At 65.5% G+C, this 23,261-nt stretch carries 25 protein-coding genes; 11 read left to right on the forward strand and 14 right to left on the reverse strand.

Annotation, left to right across the window (positions count from 1 at the left end; all coding sequences use genetic code 11):
• Positions 1-21: 21 nt before the first annotated feature.
• From CG471_RS08905 to CG471_RS08930, 6 genes are all read right to left on the reverse strand, one after another.
• On the reverse strand, positions 22-252 hold the full coding sequence (locus tag CG471_RS08905; protein ID WP_004210167.1) for a DUF2188 domain-containing protein: 231 nt from the start codon (positions 250-252) through the stop codon (positions 22-24).
• Between the two features lie 25 nt (positions 253-277).
• On the reverse strand, positions 278-769 hold the full coding sequence (ruvC, locus tag CG471_RS08910; RefSeq protein WP_004210168.1) for a crossover junction endodeoxyribonuclease RuvC: 492 nt from the start codon (positions 767-769) through the stop codon (positions 278-280).
• An 84-nt stretch (positions 770-853) separates the two neighbouring features.
• Positions 854-1,597 (reverse strand): YebC/PmpR family DNA-binding transcriptional regulator, encoded by a 744-nt coding sequence (locus tag CG471_RS08915; RefSeq protein ID WP_004210169.1) that lies wholly within the window; start codon positions 1,595-1,597, stop codon positions 854-856.
• Between the two features lie 94 nt (positions 1,598-1,691).
• Positions 1,692-2,018, reverse strand: a complete 327-nt coding sequence (locus CG471_RS08920) for a heavy metal-binding domain-containing protein (RefSeq protein ID WP_004210170.1) — start codon at positions 2,016-2,018, stop codon at positions 1,692-1,694.
• A gap of 123 nt (positions 2,019-2,141) precedes the next feature.
• Entirely contained in the window at positions 2,142-2,384 is a 243-nt protein-coding gene (locus tag CG471_RS08925) for a DUF2312 domain-containing protein (RefSeq protein ID WP_004210171.1), read from the reverse strand.
• A 165-nt stretch (positions 2,385-2,549) separates the two neighbouring features.
• A complete protein-coding gene (locus CG471_RS08930; RefSeq protein ID WP_099231624.1) occupies positions 2,550-2,849 on the reverse strand; it encodes a DUF1244 domain-containing protein in 300 nt (99 codons plus the stop codon).
• 104 nt (positions 2,850-2,953) lie between these two features.
• Between CG471_RS08930 and pyk the strand changes: the two genes are divergently transcribed.
• On the forward strand, positions 2,954-4,426 hold the full coding sequence (gene pyk, locus CG471_RS08935) for a pyruvate kinase (protein WP_080726918.1): 1,473 nt from the start codon (positions 2,954-2,956) through the stop codon (positions 4,424-4,426).
• Between the two features lie 184 nt (positions 4,427-4,610).
• Here the strand turns inward: pyk and ykgO are convergent, their stop codons facing one another.
• On the reverse strand, positions 4,611-4,736 hold the full coding sequence (gene ykgO / locus CG471_RS08940; protein WP_004210176.1) for a type B 50S ribosomal protein L36: 126 nt from the start codon (positions 4,734-4,736) through the stop codon (positions 4,611-4,613).
• 196 nt (positions 4,737-4,932) lie between these two features.
• On the opposite strand from ykgO, the gene CG471_RS08945 reads away from it, so the two are divergent.
• Genes CG471_RS08945 through CG471_RS08955 form a run of 3 tightly spaced genes read left to right on the forward strand, consistent with a single transcriptional unit; the run spans position 4,933 to position 8,053 of the window.
• Complete coding sequence (locus CG471_RS08945; RefSeq protein WP_004210178.1) at positions 4,933-5,523, forward strand: DUF4136 domain-containing protein; 591 nt, start codon at positions 4,933-4,935, stop codon at positions 5,521-5,523.
• Positions 5,520-6,650: a M14-type cytosolic carboxypeptidase gene (locus tag CG471_RS08950; protein WP_017499327.1), complete on the forward strand. Its 1,131-nt coding sequence runs from the start codon at positions 5,520-5,522 to the stop codon at positions 6,648-6,650. The genes CG471_RS08945 and CG471_RS08950 overlap by 4 nt, the downstream gene beginning before the upstream one ends.
• A 38-nt stretch (positions 6,651-6,688) precedes the next feature.
• A complete protein-coding gene (locus CG471_RS08955) occupies positions 6,689-8,053 on the forward strand; it encodes an amidase (RefSeq protein ID WP_257211483.1) in 1,365 nt (454 codons plus the stop codon).
• Here CG471_RS08955 and CG471_RS08960 read toward each other — a convergent pair.
• The 3 genes from CG471_RS08960 to CG471_RS08970 all read right to left on the reverse strand — a co-directional run bounded on the left by CG471_RS08960 (position 8,050) and on the right by CG471_RS08970 (position 11,328).
• Positions 8,050-8,769, reverse strand: a complete 720-nt coding sequence (locus tag CG471_RS08960; protein ID WP_099231626.1) for a dienelactone hydrolase family protein — start codon at positions 8,767-8,769, stop codon at positions 8,050-8,052. The genes CG471_RS08955 and CG471_RS08960 overlap by 4 nt on opposite strands.
• Positions 8,770-8,801: 32 nt before the next feature.
• Positions 8,802-9,800, reverse strand: coding sequence for a 50S ribosomal protein L11 methyltransferase (locus CG471_RS08965; protein ID WP_004210185.1), 999 nt, complete (start codon positions 9,798-9,800; stop codon positions 8,802-8,804).
• Between the two features lie 196 nt (positions 9,801-9,996).
• Positions 9,997-11,328 carry a methyl-accepting chemotaxis protein gene (locus tag CG471_RS08970; RefSeq protein ID WP_180275653.1) on the reverse strand — a complete coding sequence of 444 codons (1,332 nt, stop codon included), beginning with the start codon at positions 11,326-11,328 and terminating at the stop codon, positions 9,997-9,999.
• Between the two features lie 235 nt (positions 11,329-11,563).
• On the opposite strand from CG471_RS08970, the gene sdhC reads away from it, so the two are divergent.
• The 4 genes from sdhC (at position 11,564) to CG471_RS08990 (ending at position 14,850) form a co-directional block, all read left to right on the forward strand.
• A complete protein-coding gene (gene sdhC / locus CG471_RS08975) occupies positions 11,564-11,896 on the forward strand; it encodes a succinate dehydrogenase, cytochrome b556 subunit (RefSeq protein ID WP_004210189.1) in 333 nt (110 codons plus the stop codon).
• Positions 11,896-12,285, forward strand: a complete 390-nt coding sequence (gene sdhD / locus CG471_RS08980) for a succinate dehydrogenase, hydrophobic membrane anchor protein (RefSeq protein WP_004210192.1) — start codon at positions 11,896-11,898, stop codon at positions 12,283-12,285. The genes sdhC and sdhD overlap by 1 nt, the downstream gene beginning before the upstream one ends.
• A complete protein-coding gene (sdhA, locus tag CG471_RS08985; RefSeq protein WP_010339302.1) occupies positions 12,285-14,099 on the forward strand; it encodes a succinate dehydrogenase flavoprotein subunit in 1,815 nt (604 codons plus the stop codon). The genes sdhD and sdhA overlap by 1 nt, the downstream gene beginning before the upstream one ends.
• 124 nt (positions 14,100-14,223) lie before the next feature.
• Positions 14,224-14,850 carry a hypothetical protein gene (locus CG471_RS08990; protein WP_099231628.1) on the forward strand — a complete coding sequence of 209 codons (627 nt, stop codon included), beginning with the start codon at positions 14,224-14,226 and terminating at the stop codon, positions 14,848-14,850.
• Positions 14,851-14,859: 9 nt separating this feature from the next.
• Here CG471_RS08990 and CG471_RS08995 read toward each other — a convergent pair whose 3' ends face one another.
• Together CG471_RS08995 and CG471_RS09000 are read right to left on the reverse strand one after the other, a co-directional pair.
• The gene (locus CG471_RS08995; RefSeq protein WP_099231629.1) at positions 14,860-15,324 is read right to left on the reverse strand and encodes a vgr related protein; all 465 of its coding nucleotides are present in this window, start codon (positions 15,322-15,324) and stop codon (positions 14,860-14,862) included.
• Entirely contained in the window at positions 15,321-15,806 is a 486-nt protein-coding gene (locus CG471_RS09000) for a copper chaperone PCu(A)C (protein WP_037506266.1), read from the reverse strand. Before CG471_RS09000 ends, CG471_RS08995 begins: the two co-directional genes overlap by 4 nt.
• Positions 15,807-15,983: 177 nt before the next feature.
• Here CG471_RS09000 and dnaK point away from each other — a divergent pair, with 177 nt between their 5' ends.
• Together dnaK and dnaJ are read left to right on the forward strand one after the other, a co-directional pair.
• A complete protein-coding gene (dnaK, locus tag CG471_RS09005) occupies positions 15,984-17,882 on the forward strand; it encodes a molecular chaperone DnaK (protein ID WP_004210200.1) in 1,899 nt (632 codons plus the stop codon).
• A 103-nt stretch (positions 17,883-17,985) separates the two neighbouring features.
• Positions 17,986-19,122 carry a molecular chaperone DnaJ gene (gene dnaJ, locus CG471_RS09010; protein ID WP_010339306.1) on the forward strand — a complete coding sequence of 379 codons (1,137 nt, stop codon included), beginning with the start codon at positions 17,986-17,988 and terminating at the stop codon, positions 19,120-19,122.
• A gap of 18 nt (positions 19,123-19,140) precedes the next feature.
• Here the strand turns inward: dnaJ and CG471_RS09015 are convergent, their stop codons facing one another.
• Positions 19,141-20,439 (reverse strand): amino acid permease, encoded by a 1,299-nt coding sequence (locus tag CG471_RS09015; protein WP_099231630.1) that lies wholly within the window; start codon positions 20,437-20,439, stop codon positions 19,141-19,143.
• A gap of 122 nt (positions 20,440-20,561) precedes the next feature.
• Here CG471_RS09015 and CG471_RS09020 point away from each other — a divergent pair, with 122 nt between their 5' ends.
• Positions 20,562-21,446, forward strand: coding sequence for a DUF3617 family protein (locus tag CG471_RS09020; RefSeq protein ID WP_099231631.1), 885 nt, complete (start codon positions 20,562-20,564; stop codon positions 21,444-21,446).
• Positions 21,447-21,452: 6 nt separating this feature from the next.
• Here the strand turns inward: CG471_RS09020 and CG471_RS09025 are convergent, their stop codons facing one another.
• Positions 21,453-23,255: an acyl-CoA dehydrogenase C-terminal domain-containing protein gene (locus CG471_RS09025; protein WP_048936367.1), complete on the reverse strand. Its 1,803-nt coding sequence runs from the start codon at positions 23,253-23,255 to the stop codon at positions 21,453-21,455.
• Between the last annotated feature and the right edge of the window lie 6 nt (positions 23,256-23,261).

Consider the following 23,261-nt stretch of genomic DNA (forward strand, 5'->3'; position numbering starts at 1 on the left):
AGTTCCCGAAATATGTAAAAATCAGGTGTCGTCGTTTTCGATGCTGGTCCAGGCGGTGTCGAACGCGGTGCCGTTCATCAGCAGGACCGATGCGGGATAGCCGCCTGCCGCCGCCTTCTTCGCCGTTTCGGTAGCGCTGTCGATCGCCGCCTGCTGCGTCGCGAAGGGGCCGTAATAGCTGTTGTTGAGGTTGATCTTCCACGCGCCGTCATGCGGGACGATGATGTAGCGGGCGTGGGGCAGGTCGGTCATGGTCGCGATGGTCTCCGATGGCAGGTCAGCGCGCGGGCATCCGCCGGGCGCTCGCCAGATGATGGGCATGGGTGATCGCCACCGCAAGGGCGTCGGCCGCGTCCGACCCGACGATCTTGGCGCCGGGCAGCAGCCGCTGGACCATGGCATGGACCTGGTCCTTCGACGCGTTGCCGACGCCGACGACCGATTTCTTGACGAGGCGAGCGGCATATTCGCCCACTTCCATGCCGGATCGGGCCGCATTCAGCAGGATGACGCCGCGCGCCTGGCCCAGCTTCAGCGTCGATTGCGGATTGACGTTGACGAACACCTCCTCGACCGCGGCGCCATCGGGCCGATGTTCGAGGATCAGGTCGGTCAGCGCCAGATCGAGCGCCATCAGCCGGGTCGCCAGCGACATCGCGCTGTCGGTCTTGATCTGGCCGTTGCCGACATGGGTCAGGCGATTGCCGTCGGCGGCAATCAGGCCCCAGCCGGTGGTGCCGAGGCCGGGGTCGAGGCCAAGTATGATCATGGGTGCAGGATCGTCCGCATCGGGCAAGACCGGCGCGCATCGGCGCTGCGCGATCTCGCCCGAAGCGAACGGGAGCCGGGCATCTTAGCCCAGCTTCTCCATCACGGCGTCGGAGACTTCATAATTGCCCCAGACGGTCTGGACGTCGTCATCATCTTCCAGCGTGTCGACCAGCTTCAGCAGCGTTGCGGCATTGGCTTCGTCGACTTCCAGCGTGGTCTGCGGCTTCCAGGCGAGCTTGGCGCCCTCTGCCGGGCCCAGCTTGGCTTCCAGCGCCTTGGCGACTTCGTGCAGCGCGTCCATCGCGGTCCAGATCTCATGCTCGTCTTCGTTCGACGAGACATCGTCCGCACCCGCTTCCAGCGCGGCTTCGAAGACGGCGTCGGCATCGCCGGCGCTGGCGGGATAGGTGATCAGGCCCAGGCGGTCGAAGCCATGGCTCACCGCGCCCGACGCGCCCAGATTGCCGCCATTCTTGGCGAAGGCAGTGCGGACATTGGTCGCGGTGCGGTTGCGATTGTCGGTCAGTGCCTCGACGATGATGGCGACGCCGCCGGGGCCATAGCCCTCATAGCGGATTTCCTCGTAATTCTCCATGTCGCCGCCGATCGCCTTGTCGATCGCGCGCTGGATATTGTCCTTGGGCATCGACTGGGCTTTGGCGGCGTTGACCGCCAGGCGCAGGCGCGGGTTCATGTCCGGATCGGGCATGCCCATCTTGGCCGCGACGGTGATTTCGCGCGACAGCTTGGAGAACATCGACGAGCGCTTCTTGTCCTGCGCGCCCTTGCGATGCATGATGTTCTTGAATTTGGAATGGCCGGCCACGGCCTTCTCCTGACATTTTCTGTGAAACCGAAGCGCGCTCTCTAGCGAGCGCGTCGCCATCCTGCAACGCTAGAGGATGGCGGAGGCGCGGCGATCAGTAGCGGATCGCGGTGCCCGAGGCGGAGACCATCAGCATGGAGCCATTGGCGCCGATCACCTCATAGTCGAGGTCGACGCCCACCACCGCATTGGCGCCGAGCTTGCGGGCATTGCCCTGCATCTCCTCGATCGCTTCGCTGCGGGCGCGTTGCAGCACATCCTCATAGGCGCCCGATCGGCCGCCGACGATGTCGCGCACGCTGGCGAACAGGTCGCGGAAGAGGTTGGCGCCGACGATCACTTCGCCGGTGACGATGCCCAGATAATCCTGGGCGGGACGGCCTTCCAGGCGGCTGGTGGTGCTGACGATGATGTCGGTCATAAGGGGCGTCCTCTCATTTTGGTGGCGCCCCTGGCGCGAGGGGGCTGGACCAGATGTAGGTCGACAGCACCCCTCGGCAAGGTCCGGTGGCATGCACCGGTCGGGAATATGGCGTGGACCGCCTTATTCCATGCCCAGCGCGGACAGATAGGTCTGCAGGATCGCTTCCATTTCCTGGCGGTCATGCGGCTGCATCTTACGCAGGCGGATGATCTGGCGCATGATCTTGGGGTCGTAACCGGTCGCCTTGGCTTCCAGATAGACGTCCTTGATGTCGTCGCCGATGCCCTTCTTTTCTTCTTCCAGGCGCTCGATGCGCTCGATCAGAAGGCGCAGCTGGTCGGCTGCGATATTGCCCTCGCTCATGGGAATCTCCGTGTCAGTGTGAATCGGTTGGTGGACGCTCCTAGAGCCTGATCGGGCGAGGTGGAAGCGCTTTGCGCGTCCGCCGATACCGTGAATCAGGCTCCATTCGCGAAATTCGGACTGCGTTTCGCGCGCGGCGCCGGTCTGGCAGGATCTGCCGAACGCTTAATGGTTGTCCGCGATCTTCGCCACACTCTCCTGCATCTTCGCGATCTGCTGCGGCGTCGCCTCGCCCTGATGGCGGGCCTTCCATTCGGCAAAGGGCATGCCGTGGACGATTGCGCGGGCCTCGTCGCGGGTCAGATCGCCGTCGGCCTCTGCAATCCAGTCGGCCAGACAGTTGCGGCAGAAGCCGGCGGTGCCCATCAGATCGATATTCTGCACGTCGGTCCGATGCTGCAAATGCGCGATCAGCCGACGGAAGGCGGTTGCAGCGACGGCGTCACTGAGTATGGTAGCGGACACAGGCGGAACCTTTCGCTTAATCTACATCATCCTGTCGTGCAGCACGGATAATCGATAACGACGCCCTGGCAAGCCAGAGGCGATCAATACGGCCAGGAGAAGACATGACACGACTATCGCCCCGCTCGCGCAAGGTTCGCATCCTCGCGACCCTCGGTCCCGCCAGCGAGAGCGCAGAGATGATCCGCGCATTGTTTGTCGCGGGTGCCGACGCCTTTCGAGTCAATATGAGCCATGGCGCGCATGAGGATCATGCCGCCCGCATCGCCACGATCCGCGAGCTGGAAAAGGAATTTTCCCGGCCGACCACGATTCTGGCCGACCTTCAGGGCCCCAAGCTGCGCGTCGGCACGTTCGAGAAGGGGCTGGTGGTGCTGGAAACCGGAGCGGCCTTCGTCCTCGATCGGGATGACACGCCGGGCACCGTCGAGCGCGTGAACCTGCCGCACCCCGAAATCTACGCCGCGCTGGTTCCCGAGACCCGGCTGCTGCTGGATGACGGCAAGCTGGTGCTGCGGGTGAAGGCGGTCACGGACACGCGAATCGATACCATCGTGGAAATCGGCGGCACCCTGTCGAACCGCAAGGGCGTGAATGTGCCCGACGTGGTCGTGCCGGTGCCGGCGCTGACCGACAAGGATCGCCGTGACCTGAGCTTCGCGGTCGATCAGGGCTGCGACTGGATCGCCTTGAGCTTCGTCCAGCGGCCCGAAGATCTGGCCGAGGCGCGCAAGCTGATGGGTGGTCATGGCGCGCTGATGGCCAAGATCGAGAAGCCTTCGGCCGTGCAGCGGCTGGAGGAGATTATCGAGATGGCCGACGGCGTGATGGTCGCGCGTGGCGATCTGGGCGTGGAACTGCCGCCGCAGGCGGTGCCGCCGCTGCAGAAGCAGATCGTCGCCACAGCGCGCCGCATGGGCCGTCCGGTGGTGGTTGCGACCCAGATGCTCGAATCGATGATCAAGGCGCCGACCCCGACCCGCGCCGAAGTGTCGGACGTGGCGACCGCGGTCTATGACGGCGCCGACGCGATCATGTTGTCTGCCGAAACGGCGGCGGGCGACTGGCCGGTCGAGGCAGTGTCGATGATGGACAGCATCGCCCATAGCGTGGAGCGCGATCCGGGCTATTTCGCCCGTCTGCACTTCACCGAAACGCGGCCCGACCCGACCACCGCCGACGCCCTGGCGGAGGCTGCCGCCGGCATCGTGCCGGTCGTCGGCGCCAGCGTCATCACCTGCTTCACCTCATCGGGCAGCACCGTGCGCCGCGTGGCGCGCGAGCGGCCGTCTGCACCGATCCTGGCGCTGACGCCGCGATCCGATACCGCGCGCAAGCTGGGCCTGACCTGGGGCGTCCATGCGATCCGCACCAAGGATATCGGCAATTTCGAGGAAATGATCGGCAAGGCGCGCCGCATGGCGTTGCGCCACGACATGAGCGCCAAGGGCGGCAAGATCGTGGTGCTGGCCGGCGTGCCCTTCGGCACGCCCGGTTCGACCAATGTGCTGCATGTGGCGACCGTGCGCGGCGACGAGCTGAAGGGGCGCGACGAGACACCCAGCCTGCCGGCCTGACGGCTTTGGCATGATCGATTCGGCGCGGCCGCCCCATTCGGGCGGCCGCGCTTTTTTTCATGGCCGCGAATCGATTCGCGTGAAAATGCCGCGCCAACACGTTGAGCGCCCGATCCATGGGATCGGGCGCTCAATAAGACCTTTGGAAGGTCCGGAGGATCGGCGAGCCGATCCGTCCGCGCTTTTAGCCCTGGCGGGCCTTGAAGCGACGGTTGGTCTTGTTGATGACGTAGGTCCGGCCACGACGACGGATCACGCGGTTGTCCCGGTGGCGGCCCTTGAGCGACTTGAGCGAGTTGCGGATCTTCATTGTCAGCCTTCTGGAATCATGTCTGATTGGAAAAATCGAAGCGCAGCCCCTATGGGGGAGGCGGCCGAAAGTCAAGCGCAGGCCACCGCCTTTTGCCACCGTTCATCCTGCATGCAGCCAAGTCATGGCTTCACCCGTTGGAAGGGAATGCTATGTCGGCGGCGTGTTGGACATAGTCCCGTTGGAGTGCAATCGCATGTTGAAACAGATCATCCTCTCCTCCTGCCTTGCCCTGTCGCTCGCCGCCTGCGCGACGGTGCCGTCGGTGGAGGTGACGCGATTCCACAATGGCAGCCCGGCACAGACCGGATCGATCGCGGTACAGGAAATCCCCGGCAATCCGGACGTTGGCCTCGAATTCCGCACCTATGCCGGGGCGGTGAGCCAGGAGTTGCAGCGGGTCGGCTTCACCAATGCGGGCGATGCAGGCAGCGACTATGTCGCGCTGGTCGGCTTCCGCCGCAGCTTCCGCCCGACCGGCACCGCGCGCAATGACAAGCCGGTCAGCGTCGGCGTTGGCGGGGCGCTGGGCAGTGGCGGCTATTCCGGCCTGGGGCTGGGCGTCGGCATCAACCTGTCGGGCAAGCCCAAGGATATCGTCTCCACCGAATTGCAGATCCAGATTCGCCGTCGCAGCGATCAGGCCGCCATCTGGGAGGGCCGCGCCTCGACCGAATCGCGTGAAGGCACGCCCGAGTCGCAGCCGCGCGCCGTCGCGCAAAAGCTCGCCGCTGCCCTCCTCGGGGGCTATCCGGGCGAATCCGGGCGCACTATAACGGTCAAATGACCATCTCCATTTCGAGCGCCTTCGACAGCGGCAACATCCGCGTCCTTTCCATCACCGACAGTCCAGAAGGCGTCCGCGCCGAGCTGGAAATCGTCAAGGACAAGGACAGCGACTTCTATCAATGGTTCCATTTCCGTCTGGCGGGCGCCGCCGGACGTGAAGTGGAACTGGCGATCGTGAACTGCGCGGGTTCGGCCTATCCCGACGGCTGGCCGGGCTACAAGGCGCGGATGAGCGAGGATCGCGAGAATTGGCTTCAGGCCGATACCGATTATGCCGACGGCACGCTGACGATCCGCCTCTCGCCCGACAGCAATGCCGTCTGGCTTGCCTATTTCGCGCCCTATTCGATGGAGCGCCATCATGATCTGGTCGCCTGGGCCGCCTGCCAGCCGGGCGTCGAGCATCGCGAACTGGGCCTGACGCTGGACGGCCAGCCGCTCGACATGCTGAGCGTCGGCGAAGGCCCCAAGAATGTCTGGCTCTATGCCCGCCAGCATCCCGGCGAGAGCATGGCCGAGTGGTGGATGGAAGGCGCGCTGGAGCGCCTGACCGACGACGAGGACGCGGTGGCGCGCTATCTGCGTCAGAAGGCGACCTTCCACATCGTCCCCAACATGAATCCCGACGGCAGCCGGCGCGGTCATCTGCGCACCAATGCGGCGGGCATCAATCTCAACCGCGAATGGCATGAGCCATCGATGGACAAGAGCCCGGAAGTCTATCTGGTCCGTGCCGCGATGGATGAAACCGGCGTCGATTTCGCCATGGACGTGCATGGCGACGAGGCGATCCCGGCGGTGTTCCTGGCCGGCTTCGAGGGCATTCCCTCGATCACCGACCGGCAACTCTCGCTCTATCATCGTTATCGCGACACGCTGGCGGCCCGGACGCCCGATTTCCAGACGCGCCTCGGCTATCCGGTGGCGGGTGGCGGCAAGGCCAATCTCGCCATGTCGACCAACCAGCTGGCCGAACGCTTCGGCGCGGTCGCGATGACGCTGGAAATGCCGTTCAAGGATAATGACGATCTGCCCGACGCCGATTTCGGCTGGTCGCCGGCCCGTTCGGCGCAGCTCGGCAAGGATTGCCTGGCGGTGCTGGCGGAGATGATCGAGGATATCTGACCGGGCTGATCGGGGGGCAATAGATGGAGCATGGCGGCGTGACGCGACGGACGATCCTGCACGGCGCCGGTGGCGCCATGGCGCTCGGCACCGTCGGCGCGCCGGCCATCGCCAAATCCCGTCCGTCGCGCGAGCGTTTGGAAGCGGCGCTCGCGCGCATCGCCGACCCGGCGGGGGAGGGCAGGCGCACCTATCTCACCCTCTATACCGACAGCGCACGGGCGGCGGCGGACGCGGCCGATGCCCGCGCCGCTTCGCCGCTCTCGCCGATCGACGGCGCGATCGTCAGCATCAAGGATCTGTTCGATGTCGCGGGCGAACCGACCCGCGCCGGTTCGCTGATCCTGGCCGACGCGCCGCCCGCCACCGCCGATGCGCCGGTCGTTGCTCGGCTGAAGCAGGCCGGCGCGGTGATCGTCGGCAAGACCAACATGGTCGAATTCGCCTTTTCCGGCGTCGGCGTGAATCCCCATTATGGCACGCCGGGCAATCCCGCTGACCGGACCCGCGTACCGGGCGGATCGACCAGCGGCGGCGGCGGCGCGGTGGCCGATCAGATGTGCGAGATCGCGATCGGCACCGATACCGGCGGTTCCTGCCGCATTCCCGCCGCGCTGTGCGGTGTCGTCGGCTACAAGCCGACCAAGGCGCGGGTGCCGACCGATGGCGCCTTTCCGCTGTCGCCCACGCTCGATTCGATCGGACCGATCGCGACCAGCGTCGATGCCTGTTTCCGCACCGATGCGATCTTGGCGGGCGAGGCGCCCCGCCGGCTCGACCTTGCGCCGCTCAAGGGGCTGCGCGCCGGGATTCCGCAGGGTCTGCCGCTGGCCGATCTGGACGCGACCGTGGCGGCGCGTTTTGCCGATGCGCTGGCGCGGCTGGGCCGGGCGGGCATGACGCTCAGCGACGAGGTTTTCCCGCAATTCGATGCGATGCAGGCGCTCCAGTCACCGGTGCCGATCGCCTCGGTGGAGGCCTATGCCATTCATCGCGATCGAATCGCGACCCGTGCGCAGGATTTCGATCCGATCGTGCTGGCACGGATGCAGGCGGGCCGCGACGTGACGCCCGAACGCCACCGGCAGATGCTGGTGGAGCGCGCTGCGCTGGTGCGGTCGATGGACGCGCGTCTGGCCGGACTGGACGTCCTCGTCCTGCCGACCACGCCGATCGTCGCGCCGACTCAGGCCGAAGTGGCGAATGCCGACGCCTTCGTCGCCCGCAACCGGCTGCTGCTGCGCAATACCGGCCTCGGCAACAGCTTCGACCTGTGCGCCATTTCCCTGCCGCTGCCGCGCGAGGGCGGCCTGCCGGTCGGCCTGATGCTGATGGCGCGGTCCGGTCAGGACCAGCGCCTGTTCGCGATCGCGGCAGCGGTGGAGCGGCTGCTCGCAGTTTAGTCGAACAGTTCCTCCAGGAAATTCACCATCGCGCGGAAACTGCGCCGGTCGGCGTCGGCGCTATAGGCCAGCCCCTTTTCGGGCATATGGACGCTTTCGTCGGTGAAGGCGTGGCCGGTATGGCCATAGGCATGAATCTGCCAGTCGCAGCCCGCCTCGGTCAGTTCCTTCGCCAGGCCAACGGTCGCCTCGGGCGGGGCGATCGGGTCTTCCCAGCCATGGCAGACCAGCAGCTTCGCGGTGATCGTGGCGTTGGGGAAGGGCGGTGCCTCATAGACCCCGTGGAAGCTGACGCCGCCGGCAATGTCGGCGCCCGCGCGGGCCAGGTCGAGCACGCATTTGCCGCCGAAACAGAAGCCGATCGCGGCCGTGCGGGCGGCATCGACCGCCGGCATATCCTTGAGCAGCGCGTGGGCGCCCAGCATCCGATCGCGCAGCAGCGCGCGGTCGGCGTTGAGTTCGTTCATGTAGCGCCCGGCATCGGGATCTTCGCGGGTGGTGCGCTTGCCTTGCCCAAAGACGTCGGCGACCAGCACCGCATAGCCCAGCGCCGCGACCTTCTCCGCATAGAGGAAGTCGGCTTCCTTGGTGCCCAGGACATTGGGCACCAGCAGAATGCCCGGCATCGGGCCGGCGGCGGCATCGTCGACCACGGCGACGCTTTCGAACGGGCCGCCCGGACCGTCATGGATGATCGTCTGGCGGGTGAGGACCATGAAAGCGTCTCCTGTGGATAAGTCGGGGAAAGTCAGATGCTGCCGAAGCCGGGGGCTTCGCCACGCGCGGCGGCATTGATGCGGCGGGGGCGTTTCCAGCCGATCTGCGGGCGCTTGCGCAGGCGCAAAGTCGGCCAATGGCCGCGATCGCTGCGTTCGGCGAGGCGCATGCCCTGCGCGCGATAGGCGGCGATCACCGCATCGGCCTGTTCGTTGAGCAGGCCGGCGAGCACGATCGTGCCGCCATCCTCCACCAATGCGCAGAGCGAGGGTGCCAGTTCGATCAGCGGTCCGGCCAATATGTTGGCGATCAGCAAATCATAGGGCGCGCGACCGACCAGCGCGGGATGGTCCACGCCGGCGGCGGTGCAGAGCGCCAACTGGCCGGCGCCCCCGCCCAGGGCAATGCCGTTCGCCACGGCATTCTCGCGGCTGATGTCGACCGCCACCGGATCGATGTCGGAAGCAATCGCATGGGCGCGCGGCCACAATGTCATCGCGGCAAAGGCGAGCAGGCCGGTGCCGGTGCCGATATCGGCGACATTGCGGAAGCGCATGCCGACGCTGCGCATCCGGTCGATCATCGCCAGGCAGCCGGCGGTGGTCTCATGCTGGCCGGTGCCAAAGGCGCGACTCGCCTCGATCAGGAAATTGACATGGCCGGGCTGTTCGGGATCGCTGGCGACATTGCGCACATGGAACCGGCCGGCGGTGACGGGCTCCAGCCCCTGCTGGCTCATCGTCACCCAATCCTCGTCGGGCAGCGCTTCCACCTGCGGCTTGATGCCCGATGCGCTGGGCACCAGGGTCTTGAGCAGCTTGATCGCCGCCGGGCTCGGCTTGCCTTCGAAATAGGCGTCGAGCTGCCACTTATTCTCGTCGTCCGGCTCCGCCTCGCTGGTCATCAGCACCGGCGGATGCTCCATCAGGGCGAAGGCGGCGATGTCCCCGTCCAGCGCCTCCGCTTCGGCGCGGGTGCAGGGCAGGGTGACTTTCCAGCTCTGGGCGGCTGGCGCAGCGACATCATTCATGCCGCCGCCTTTAGACCAGCAGAGGGAAGAGGGGAAGCATCTGGCAATTGTCAGATTGGCTCAGGCCGGAGCGAAAATAGTGACTTTCGAGAACCTCGGACCGAGTCACGTGCCTCGGTCCGACGCAGCGTGCTTGAAGCACGTGAGCACCGGAAGCGCAGAAAGGCGCTATTTGCAGCCCGGCCTCAGCCCAGTCTCAGGCGACCTGGCGGCCGAAGTCGCTGGAGGCATGCCGCAGGCTGGACAGCTTGCCCTCGACGCTCATGAAGCCGCGTTCCAGCTGGTCGATTTCCGATGCGACCACTTCGGTGTCCTGGCGGATCGCCGAAATGGTGGTCGACATCGAGTCGGCGGCCAGCGCGGTCTCGTCGACGGCGGCGGTGATCATCGTCACGGTCTGGGCCTGGGCGTCCATGGCGTGGCGGATGCGCTGGGCACTGGCCTGCACTTCGCCGACGGTGTCGCGGATGCGCTCGTTGGTTTCCACCGACTGGCGGGTCGATGCCTGGATGGCGGCGATCTTGCCGGCAATCTCGTCGGTGGCGCGGGCGGTCTGGTTGGCCAGGCTCTTCACTTCCTGCGCCACCACGGCAAAGCCGCGACCGGCGTCACCGGCACGGGCGGCCTCGATCGTGGCGTTGAGCGCCAGCAGGTTGGTCTGGCCGGCAATGTCGCGGATCAGGCCCAGGATCGATTCGATCGACTTGGCATGGTCCGACAGGGTGGCCGACATGGAAACGGCGTCGCCCGATTGCGACGCGGCGCGCTGTGCCACTTCGGCGGCGCTTTCCACTTCGGTGCGCGCGTCCTCGATGGCGCGGATCAGGCCGGCCGAGGTGCGGGCGGCCTCGCGCATCGCAAGGGCGGATTGTTCGGCGGCGGCGGCGACTTCCGACGCCTTGCCCAGCATGCCGCGGGTCGCGGCGGAGGCATCCTTGGCCTGTTCGCGCAGCGATTCGCCCAGCTGCGACGCGCCGTCGATCTCGCCCATGATGCGCTGCTCGAACAGGACGCCGAACTGCTGGCGCGCATTGCGCTGGCTTTCGGCATCGTCGATCGCGATCACATTGGCCATCAGCCCGGCATCGACCATGCCGACCTGCGCCATGATGTCGACCAGCCGGCGCCGGGTGGCGTCGTCGGCTGCGCGTTCCCAGATGATATCGGTCAGTTTCTCGTTGGCGGCGGCGACGGGCAGCAGCACGCCGCGCACGGAAATGCCGTGCTTGCGGGCGTGGCGGACGCAGGCGGTGGAGGATAGCGCCCAGTCGCCGGCGCTGTAATGGCGCAGCTTCTGGCGGATATATTCATGCGCGGCGGTCTCGATCTTCGCCAGCGTCGTGGGCTGCAACCGGTTTCGCAGGCCCGAACTGTCCATATAGGTGGAGAAGAAGGTGCGCGCGGCGACGACCGCATCGTCGGCAACCAGCTGCTCGATTTCGGCCATGCCACGGGCCAGATCACCGCGGGGGTCCACTTCGGCCAGCATCTGGGCGATGGCGTTCCTGGGCGTGGTGGCGGAAGTCATGGATTGCAGAACCCCAAATAGGTGTCAGGACGAACCAGGCGGTGATAGCGCCATTTGGTTAATCACTTCTTATTTGGGCGCGCGCATCGACATGGTCCGCGCGGCTTGCCCTTCGGCGTCTTCGCTCCTAAGGGGAGCGGACTCAAAGGACATAGCAGGGACCTGGGTAGACATGGCGCGAACCACAAGCCGGCCGCTCTCGCCGCATTTGACGATCTGGAAATGGGGGCCGGCAATGGCCGTCTCCATCATTCACCGCGTGACGGGCAATGGCCTGGCCACCGCTGGTGCTCTTGGCCTCATCTGGTGGCTGATGGCCGCCGCGACCGGCCCGGAAGCCTATGCCACCTTCGTCACCTGCGCGACCTCGCCGATCGGCTATCTGGTCATGGCGGGCCTGTCCTGGTTCTTCTTCCAGCACCTCTTCTCGGGTCTGCGCCACTTCGTGCTCGACATGGGCGCGGGCTATGATCTCAAGACCAGCAAGACCTGGTCGATCCTGACCTTCGTGCTGTCGACGATCGCCACCGCCGCCTTCTGGGCCGCGATCTGCCTGGGGAAATTCTGATGGGTACCGGAACCGGAATCGGCCGCGTCCGCGGTCTTGGCTCGGCCAAGCATGGCGCGCACCACTGGCTGGCACAGCGCTACACCGCCATCGGCAATCTGCTGCTGGTGCTGTGGCTGCTCTTCAGCCTGATCGCGCTGCCCGGCCTCGATTATGAGAGCGTGGTCAACTGGATCCACAATCCGCTGGTCGCCGTGCCGCTGATGCTGATGGTCGTCAGCATCTTCATGCATCTGCGTCTGGGCATGCAGGTCATGCTGGAGGACTATGTCCACGACAAGGGCCTGGCCTTCTTCTCGATGCTGCTGCTGAACTTCTATGCCTATGCCGGCGCTGCCGCGGGCGTCTTCGCGATCGCCAAGATCGCCTTCATCGGGGTCGTCAAGTAATGAGCGAAGCCTACAAGATCATCGACCATACCTACGACACCGTCGTCGTGGGTGCCGGCGGCTCGGGCCTGCGCGCCACCATGGGCAGCGCCGAAGCGGGTCTCAAGACCGCCTGCATCACCAAGCTGTTCCCGACCCGCAGCCACACCGTGGCGGCGCAAGGCGGCATCGCCGCCTCGCTCGGCAACAACAGCCCCGACCACTGGACCTGGCACATGTACGACACCGTCAAGGGGTCGGACTGGCTGGGCGACCAGGACGCGATCGAATATATGGTGCGCGAAGCGCCGGCGGCCGTGATCGAGCTGGAACATGCCGGCGTGCCGTTCAGCCGCAACCAGGACGGCACCATCTATCAGCGTCCCTTCGGCGGCCACATGCAGAATATGGGCGCCGGCCCGCCGGTGCAGCGCACCTGCGCCGCCGCCGACCGCACCGGCCACGCCATGCTGCACGCGCTCTATCAGCAGAGCCTGAAGTATGACGCCGACTTCTATATCGAATATTTCGCCATCGACCTGATCATGGAAGATGGCCCGAACGGCAAGGAATGCCGCGGCGTCATCGCCATCTGCATGGAAGATGGCAGCATCCACCGCTTCCGCAGCCATGCCGTCGTGCTGGCGACCGGTGGCTATGGCCGCGCCTATTTCTCGGCCACCTCGGCCCATAGCTGCACCGGCGACGGCGGCGGCATGGTGCTGCGCGCCGGCCTGCCGCTGCAGGATCTGGAGTTCGTCCAGTTCCACCCGACCGGCATCTATGGCGCGGGCGTGCTGATCACCGAAGGCGCGCGCGGCGAAGGCGGCTACCTCACCAATTCCGAAGGCGAGCGTTTCATGGAACGCTATGCCCCGTCGGCCAAGGATCTGGCGTCGCGTGACGTCGTGTCGCGCTCGATGGCGATGGAAATGCGCGAGGGCCGTGGCGTCGGCGAGCACAAGGATCATATCTTCCTGCACCTCGACCATATCGACCCCAAGGTTCTGGCCGAGCGCCTGCCGGGCATCACCGAAAGCGGCAAGATCTTTGCCGGTGTCGACCTGACCCGCCAGCCGCTGCCGGTGACCCCGACGGTCCATTATAATATGGGCGGCATCCCCTGTAACTATCATGGCCAGGTGGTGACCAAGGTCGGCGACGATCCGGAAGTCGTGGTGCCGGGCCTGTTCGCGGTCGGTGAAGCGGCCTGCGTGTCGGTCCATGGCGCGAACCGCCTGGGCTCCAACTCGCTGATCGACCTTGTCGTGTTCGGCCGCGCGACCGGCCTGTTCCTCAAGGACAATCTCAAGCCCAACACCCCGCACAAGCCGCTGCCGGCCAATGCGGCCGATCTGGCGCTGTCGCGCCTCGATCACTATCGCAACGCCAACGGCACCACCTCGACGGCGGACATCCGCATGGACATGCAGCGCACCATGCAGAAGCATGCCGCCGTGTTCCGCGACAGCGAATTGCTGGCCGACGGCGTCGTCAAGATGCAGGCGGTCAACAAGCGCCTGCAGGACGTCAAGATCGCCGACCGTTCGCTGATCTGGAACACCGATCTGATCGAGACGCTGGAACTGGACAATCTCATGAGCCAGGCCATCTGCACGATGGAAGGCGCCGAGGCCCGCAAGGAATCGCGCGGCGCCCATGCGCATGAGGATTTTCCGAACCGCGACGACGAAAACTGGATGAAGCACACCATCAGCTGGTTCGAAGGCTGGGGTGGTTCGGGCGGCAAGGTGACGCTCGATTATCGTCCGGTCCACGACTACACGATGACCGACGAGGCCGAGTATATCAAGCCGAAGGCGCGCGTATACTAAGCCTCTGGCATCATGCCGGAAATCCGAAGAGGGCGGGCCATCTGGTCCGCCCTTTTTCTTTGCCCATTGCGCGCGCGCGATCAGGCTCTAGCTTGGGTGCCGATCGATCAAGGAGGTGCCGGCGATGCGGAAACCTGTTGGACGTCAGGGGATGATCCTGCTGCCCTTGCTGCTGACGGCTGCGGCTCCCCCTAAAGATGTGGACGCGGTGCTGGCGCTGACGCGGACAACGAAAGCGACATATGCGGTCTGTACCTGGAATGTGGTGACGCCCAGCGAGGAAGTGCAGCTCAAGGAATGGGCGGCCGAATATCATCAGGGCGACCGTCACCGGGTCGAAACCCCGCGCGAGCGCATCGTCGCCAATTGCGCCACGGGGGAGGCGCAGCATCTCGACGTGCGCACTGGTGAAGTGTCAACTTCGCCGTCACTCGCGGCCGCCGCCTGTGGCGTCAACGCCAACCGCAAGCTGGTCGCCAAGGAATTTCTGGGGCGGGAGACCGGCGGTCGCTATGGCCCGGTTTCGCGCATCGCGGTGGCCGATGACGGCAATCTGCGCACCTATGATGTGCTCGACGATGGCGCGATCATCGCGGCGACGATCCATGACGCCAATGATGACGCGACGGAGCGGCTGACCAGCGCGGTCCTCACCTACAGCCACAGCCTGCCCGAAGCCGATATCTTCTCCACCGCCTCGCTCAGCCGCAGCGTCGTTCCTGATGGCTGTCGCAGCGGCCATGGTGGGTGAAGGGAGCGATCAGGTCACGGTAAACGGCAACAGCGCCTGATAAACCGCGATCCCCGGCTTGCCGTCCACCCGGCCACCCTGGCGCAGGATGAAGGCATGGCGGACGATCTCGGCCTGCTGCTCGATGCCATATCGGGCGAAGGGCTTGCCCGGCTCGATCGCATAGTCATAGCGGCAAAAGGGGTGGCGCATCAGCGGCAGCCAATATTTGCCCGACCGCTGCGCCTGCCAGACATGGGTCATCTCATGGATGAACAGGCCCTGCAGGCTGAGCGGGCTGGCGCAGAAATCGTCGCAGAAGAGGCCGCCTTCGGGATGAAACCACAGGTCGCCGTCGGGCGCCATGGTCACCGCGCGCGGCTGGAAGGGCCACCATTTCCGGTTGTGGACCCGCACCCGGTCATAGGCGATCGCGCCGCCGAACATCGTCCGGGCGAGCGCGGCCTCCTCAAATGTCAGCGGGCGGCTGGTCAATGCGCCTTATGCTCTTCCGTCGCATTGCCCGCAGCAGGCGCCGCCGGTGCGCTGCCGTCGGGCTTGCGGATCACCGCATCGACCAGCAACCGGTCGCCGTTCGACATCAGGAAGGTAAGCTGCATCTTGCCCCGGCTGATCGCGGTATCGTTGACGCCCCAGATCATCAGATGCTTGCCGCCCGGCGCGAAGGCCACCGTGCCCTTGGCCGGCACATCGACGCTTTCGATCGGCTGCATCGACATCATGCCGTCCTTGCCGACGCTCTCATGCATCTCGACCTTGAGTGCATAGTCGGTCATCACCCCGCGCAACTGCACCCCGGCATCGCCGCCATGCGCGACGAAATAGCCGGCCGACGGCGTATCCTTGTTGGGCGACAGCCGGACCCAGGCCTGGTCGACATAGCTGGGCGCGGGGTCGCCGCAGCCGGCAAGGGCCAGCGGCGCGGCGAGGGCAATAAGGGCAAGGGGCGCACGCATGGATCAGGGCTCCGTGACTGTCTCGTTTCCGGTCAATGCCTGACTAATCGCGCCTGATCCTTGTGCCAAGCGAAAGCGCGCCTATATCCCTTGCGCAAACCGGCCTTGCCTTGGCGCTTACGTGAGGTATGGGGCCGTCAACCGCTGAATTTATTTTGGGGTTCAAAGAGGACACAAATGGCAAAAGTTATCGGTATCGACCTTGGCACCACCAACAGCTGTATCGCTGTGATGGACGGCGGTAAGCCCAAGGTGATCGAGAATGCGGAAGGTGCGCGCACCACGCCGTCGATCGTCGCCTTCGCCAAGGATGGCGAACGTCTGATCGGTCAGCCGGCCAAGCGCCAGGCTGTCACCAATCCGGACAACACGATTTTCGCGGTGAAGCGCCTGATCGGCCGCCGCTTCGACGATCCCATGACCAAGAAGGACATGGAACTCGTCCCCTATGACATCGCGAAGGGCCCGAATGGCGACGCCTGGGTCAAGGCCGGTGGCGAGGAATATAGCCCGTCGCAGATCAGCGCCTTCATCCTGCAGAAGATGAAGGAAACCGCCGAGAGCTATCTGGGCGAAACCGTGACGCAGGCGGTCATCACCGTTCCCGCCTACTTCAACGACGCCCAGCGCCAGGCGACCAAGGACGCCGGCCAGATCGCGGGCCTCGAAGTGCTGCGCATCATCAACGAGCCGACCGCGGCCGCGCTCGCTTATGGCCTCGACAAGCAGGACGGCAAGACCATCGCCGTCTATGACCTTGGCGGCGGCACCTTCGACATCTCGATCCTGGAGATCGGCGATGGCGTGTTCGAAGTGAAGTCGACCAACGGCGACACTTTCCTGGGTGGCGAAGATTTCGACGCCAAGCTGGTCGAATATCTGGCTGCCGACTTCAAGAAGGCGGAAAGCATCGACCTCACCAAGGACAAGCTGGCCCTCCAGCGTCTGAAGGAAGCCGCTGAAAAGGCGAAGATCGAGCTGTCCTCGGCCCAGTCGACCGAAGTCAACCTGCCCTTCATCACCGCGGACCAGAATGGTCCCAAGCATCTGGTGAAGACGATCACCCGCGCCGATCTGGAGCGTCTGGTAGCCGACCTCATCAAGCGCACGATGGAGCCCTGCAAGAAGGCTCTGGCCGACGCCGGCGTGACCGCCAGCGAAATCAGCGAAGTCGTCCTGGTCGGCGGCATGACCCGCATGCCCAAGGTGCGCGAAGCCGTGAAGGAATTCTTCGGCAAGGAACCGCACACCGGCGTGAACCCGGACGAAGTCGTCGCCATGGGTGCCGCCATTCAGGCCGGCGTGCTGCAGGGCGACGTCAAGGACGTGCTGCTGCTCGACGTGACCCCGCTGAGCCTCGGCATCGAGACGCTGGGTGGCGTGTTCACCCGCATGATCGACCGCAACACCACCATCCCTGCCAAGAAGTCGCAGGTCTATTCGACCGCCGACGACAATCAGCAGGCGGTGACCATCCGCGTGTTCCAGGGCGAGCGTGAAATGGCGGCGGACAACAAACTGCTCGGCCAGTTCGACCTGGTCGGCATCCCGCCGGCACCGCGCGGCGTGCCGCAGATCGAAGTCACCTTCGACATCGACGCCAACGGCCTGGTCAACGTGTCCGCCAAGGACAAGGGCACCGGCAAGGAACAGCAGATCCGCATCCAGGCCTCGGGCGGCCTCAGCGACTCCGACATCGACCAGATGGTCAAGGATGCCGAGCGCTTCGCCGAAGAGGACAAGAAGCGTCGTGAAGCGGCCGAAGCCAAGAACAACGCCGAAAGCCTGGTCCACACGACCGAGGCACAGCTGGCCGAACATGGCGACAAGGTCGACGCGTCGCTGAAGGGCGAAATCGAAGCCGCGATTGCCGAAACCAAGTCGGCGATCGAAGGCGGCGACGCCGAAGCCATGAAGGCCAAGGCGCAGGAACTCGCGACCGTCGCGATGAAGCTGGGCCAGGCGATCTACGAGAAGGAGCAGGCTGCTGCAGCCTCGCCGGAGGCAGAAGCGCCGAAGGCCGATGACGGCGTCGTCGACGCCGAATTCTCCGAAGTGGACGACAACAAGGCGTAAGCCCCATGAAACGCTTCTCGACTTCGCTTCGGGCGGACATGCTGGTTTCTGACCAGTGCATCCGTTCGGAGCGAGGCCGGGGACCGTGCGCGCCGAGGGCGAGATGACGACCGAAATCGACTATTACGAACTGCTCGAAGTAGAACGCACAGCCGACGGGGCCGCGATCAAGAGCGCCTATCGCAAGCTGGCGATGAAATATCACCCGGACAAGACCGGGGGCTGCACCGACAGCGAGGCCAAGTTCAAGGCCGTTTCCGAAGCCTATGACTGCCTGAAGGATCCGCAGAAGCGGGCGGCCTATGACCGGTTCGGTCATGCCGCGTTCAAGCAGCAGCAACAGGGCGGCGGCGGCGGATTCCACGGCGGTGCCGGTGGTTTCTCCGACCTTGGCGATATTTTCGAGACGATCTTTGGCCAGGCCGGCTTTGGCGGCGGTGGTGGCGGACGCCAGCAGCAGCGCCGTGGCGCGGACCTGCGCTATGATCTCGAAATCACGCTGGACGAAGCCTATCATGGCAAGAAGACCGAGATCCAGATCGAGGTGTCGGCCGCCTGCGACAGCTGCGAAGGTTCGGGCGCCCAGCCGGGTACCGGGGTCAAGACCTGCGGCACCTGCCATGGCCATGGCCAGGTGCGGGCACAGCAGGGCTTCTTCGTGGTCGAGCGGACCTGCCCCAGCTGCCATGGCGCGGGCCAGGTGATCGAAAGCCCCTGCAAATCCTGTCGCGGCGAAGGCCGGGTCGATCGGCCCAAGACGCTGTCGGTCAATATCCCGGCGGGCGTCGACGAAGGCACCCGCATTCGCCTGTCGGGCGAGGGCGAGGCCGGTGCGCGTGGCGCGCCGGCGGGCGACCTCTACATCTTCCTGCATGTGAAGCGGCACAGCATCTTCGAACGGGATGGCACCACGCTATTCTGTCGCGTGCCGGTCAGCATCACGACGGCGGCGCTGGGCGGGATGATCGAAGTGCCGGGCCTCGATGGCCAGCGGCATGAGATCAAGATCCCGAGCGGCATCCAGTCGGGCAAGCAGATCAAGCAGCGCGGCGCCGGCATGCCGGTGCTGAACGGCCGCGGTCAGGGCGACCTGGTCGTCCAGGTCGATGTCGAGACGCCGACCAAGCTGACGGCCAAGCAGCGCGAACTGCTGGAGGCCTTCCGCGAGACCGAGACCGGCGAGGAATGCCCGCAATCGAGCGGCTTCTTCGGCAAGCTCAAGGAATTGTGGGGGGATTGATCCTCCCCACTTGGCTGGTCAGGGCGTGGCGCTGGTGCGCCGCGCCCACCAGTAGAAGGGCAGGCCGCCCGCCATCAGCAGGAAGCTGGCGCCGCTGGGAATGAGACCCGCGCCCCATAAAGTCCAGCAGGCATAGGCGAGGCCGACCGCTGCGGCGGGTACGGCAATCCGCAAGCGCAGCGCGGCCAGCGCACAACCCACATAGAGCCACAACGTCGCCGATGTCGCGAGCAGCGCCATGGCGGTGAACAAGGCCACCAGCCCTTGCAGGCTGTTGGCGACCAGCAGCAGGCTGGCAAGGATGCTCGACAATATCAATCCGCGCACCGGCGTACCGCGCGCATCCGTGCCCGCCAGCCAGGCCGGCAGTTCGCCCGCGCGCGCCATCGCCAGCGGCACCTCGCCCTGCAACAGGGTCCAGCCATTGAGCGCGCCAAGGCAGCTGATAACCACGAAGGTCGCGATCAGGCTGGCGGGACCGGCCGACCAATAATGGGTGACATAGGCGCCGAAGGGCGACCCGGTCTGGCTTTCCGCGCCGGGCAAAGTGAGGGCGATGCCGGAACAGACGAACAGATAGAGCAGGCCGGTGACGGCCGTGCCGATCATCGTTGCGCGCGGCACGGTGCGGGCGGGATCCTTGACCTTGTCGGCCGCGACCGAGGCGGATTCGAAGCCGAGCAGGGCCCACAGCGTCAGTGCCGCTGCTGCCGTGATGCCGCTGCCGGTAAAGCCCTGGGCCGGGAAGGGCACGATTTCCGCCGTGCCGCGCCCGATCGTCAGCGCCAGCAGCACCAGCACGACCAGGATCGGAATAACCTTGATGATCGTCGTCACCAGTTGCGCCGTGCCGGCGGCATGGGCGCCGCGCAGGTTGATCGCGGTGGTCAGCCAGATGAAGCCGATCGAACAGAGCGCGCCCATGCCCGGCCGGTTCAGCACCGGCAGCAGGCTGGACAGGTTGGCGGTGGCCGCGACCGCGATCGTCACATTGGTGATGATGATCGACAGCCAGTAGATCCAGCCGATCGCAAAGCCGGCCAGCGGGCCATAGGCGCGCGCGCTCATCTGCGCGGCATTGGCGTCGGGCATGGCGACGGTCAGCCGGGCGATCACGAAGGCCAGGATCAAGGAGCCGGCGATGGTGAAGACCCAGGCGGCGACCGCATCCCAGCCGAAGGGCGCGAGTGCAGCGGGCAGCAGGAACACGCCCGATCCGATCATATTGCCCATGACCAGCGCGATGCAGGCGGCCAGCCCCAGCGTCCGCACCGGGCGGTGGGGGATCACATCCTGTGCCGGCGGCGGGCTGTCCATCATCCCTGTCTATCGGTGAAAAGGGGGCAGGGCCAGAGCGGATCGTTGCGCCTTCGTTCGGACTTGCATGGCGGCGCGCTTCGGGTGATCCTTGGCCAAGGAAAGAGCAGGAGAGGCGGGACATGCGATCGATCGCGACAGGCGCGTTGATGCTTCTGTCCTCGTTGCTCGTCGCGGCCGATGCGGACGATCCAATCGTCGTCACCGCCGCCAAGCTGCGCAAGGTGGGCATCGACTATGATGTGCGCGGCCGCGACCTTGTCCGCTGCACGATCACGCGCAGTAGTGGCGAGGATCGGGTCGATCAGGCGATGTGCGAGTTCGTGCGCCAGTGCGTAGCCGATGGTCATGGCCGACGGCGCGAGGCGCAGGCCTGCGTCAGCGACCGGATCGCGGCGTTGGTCGATGCGGATATGGAGGCGGAGAATGTGGTCCTCGTTCGTCCCGCTGCGCTGGAGCAGGCGCGACAACCGGTCGCTTCGGTCGCGCTGCCCGGTCCGCAGATCAGCCTGCCGCCGGCCGAGCGGGATGCGGACATCCTCGTCACCGGATCGCGCTACCGGATCAGGCCGGGTCTGTGGGAGATCGAGAAGGGGCGGATGTTCAGCCAGACGCGGGGTCTTCCAACGACTGGCCCCCGCCCGTCACGGGCGCCGCCGCCGCCGCCACCGGGCTATCGCTATCAGCTATGCCTCAGCCGCAGTGATGCGGAGACATTGCGGCAATTTGTCGACGATCATTTCGAGCGCGAGGGACACCAGGGCTGCATGATGGCGCGCATGGAGGTGGAGGAGGGGCGGCTGAGTGTCACCCGCTCCTGTCCTTCACGTTATGGCACGATCGATATGCGATTGAGCGCGCAGTTGACGGCCGAGCGGATTGAAGGGTTGATGCTCGCCAACACCGACACCGGGCGTTTTCAAACCGAGGACCGCTATCTGCTCAACGGCCGCCGCATCGGCGAATGCCCGCCCTCCCGGCCCGAAAGCGCGGCAGGGCGGGATTAAGGCTGATTAGGCTGCCAGGAACATGTCCGGGTCGAGCGCCATCAGCGTGTCGGCGCCGCCCTCGATCTTGCGGCGGAGCGAACCGGCGTCGGGCATGATGCGTTCGGCGAAGAAGCGCGCGGTGACCAGCTTGGCTTCCAGGAAGCCGGCATCGCCCTCGCCCGCGTCGAGCAGGCCGGTGGCCGCCTTCGCCATGCGCAGCCACATCAGGCCGGTGGCGACGATGCCCAGGATGTGCATGTAATGATGCGCGCCAGCCCCGGCATTGTCGGGGTTCTTCATCGCGTTCTGCATCAGCCACATGGTCGCCGCTTCGAGCTGGCCCTTGGCCTTTTCGAGCGCATCGGCGAAGCTCGCCAGCTTCTCGTTGGTCTTGGCCTCGGCGATTTCGGTGGCCAGGATCTTGAGGAAGGCCTGGAGCGCGCGACCGCCATTCATCGGCAGCTTGCGGCCGACCAGGTCCATCGCCTGCACGCCATTGGTGCCTTCGTAGATCTGGGCGATGCGGGCGTCGCGAACATACTGCTCGACGCCATTTTCCCAGATATAGCCATGGCCGCCGAACACCTGCTGGCTCGACACCGCAACGTCGAACCCCTTGTCGGTGCCATAGCCCTTGATCACCGGGGTCAGCAGCTGCAGCAGATCGTCGGCCGCCTGGCGCTCTTCCTCGGTCGCGGCGCTGTGCGACAGGTCATGCTGCAGCGCCCCCCACAGGATCAGCGCGCGCAGGCCCTCGGTCAGCGCCTTGCCTTCCATCAGCATGCGGCGGACATCGGGGTGGACGAACAGCGTGTCGGCCTTTTCTTCCGGCTCCTTGGGGCCGGTGAGCGCGCGGCCCTGGCGACGGTCCTTGGCATAATGGACGGCGTTCTGGAACGCGATCTCGCCCTGGCCCAGCCCCTGCAGGCCGACGCCCAGGCGCGCGGCATTCATCATGATGAACATGGCAGCCAGGCCCTTATTCTCCTCGCCGACCAGCCAGCCCTTGGCGCCGTCATAGTTCATGACACAGGTGGCGTTGCCGTGGATGCCCATCTTGTGTTCGAGCGAGCCGCAGGACACGGCATTGCGGTCGCCCAGCGAGCCGTCTTCATTGACGATGAACTTGGGCACGACGAACAGCGAGATGCCCTTGCTGCTGTCGGGCGCGCCCGGCGTCTTGGCGAGGACGAGGTGGATGATATTCTCCGCCAGGTCATGTTCGCCGGCCGAGATGAAGATCTTGGTGCCGCTGATCGCGAAGCTGCCATCCCCGTTCGGCACGGCCTTGGTCTTGATGAGGCCGAGGTCAGTGCCGGAATGCGGCTCGGTCAGGTTCATCGTGCCGGTCCAGACGCCCGACACCATGTTGGGCAGATAGGTGGCCTTCTGTTCGTCGCTCCCCTTGGCGATCAGCGCGGCGATCGCGCCGGCGGTCAGGCCATGATACATTTCGAACGCTTGGTTGGCCGACAGCACATATTCGGTGACGGCGGTGGCGACGACATTGGGCAGGCCCTGGCCGCCAAATTCGGTCGGCGCGTGCAGCGTGGTCCAGCCGCCTTCGACAAACTGGTCATAGGCCGCCTTGAAACCGGTCGGCGTGGTGACGCTGCCGTCGGCATGACGGGTGCAACCTTCCTTGTCGCCCACGGCGTTGATCGGGAACAGCACTTCCGACGCGATCTTGCCGCCTTCGGTCAGGATCGCCTCGACCAGATCGGGGGTCGCATTCTCGAAACCGGGCAGATTGGCGTAGCGCTCCAGCCCGACGACATGGTCGAGCACGAAACGGGTGTCGCGGACAGGGGCGTTGTAGCTGGGCATGAATCT

This window comes from Sphingobium sp. IP1 (assembly GCF_002708645.1).
GTDB lineage: Bacteria > Pseudomonadota > Alphaproteobacteria > Sphingomonadales > Sphingomonadaceae > Sphingobium > Sphingobium yanoikuyae.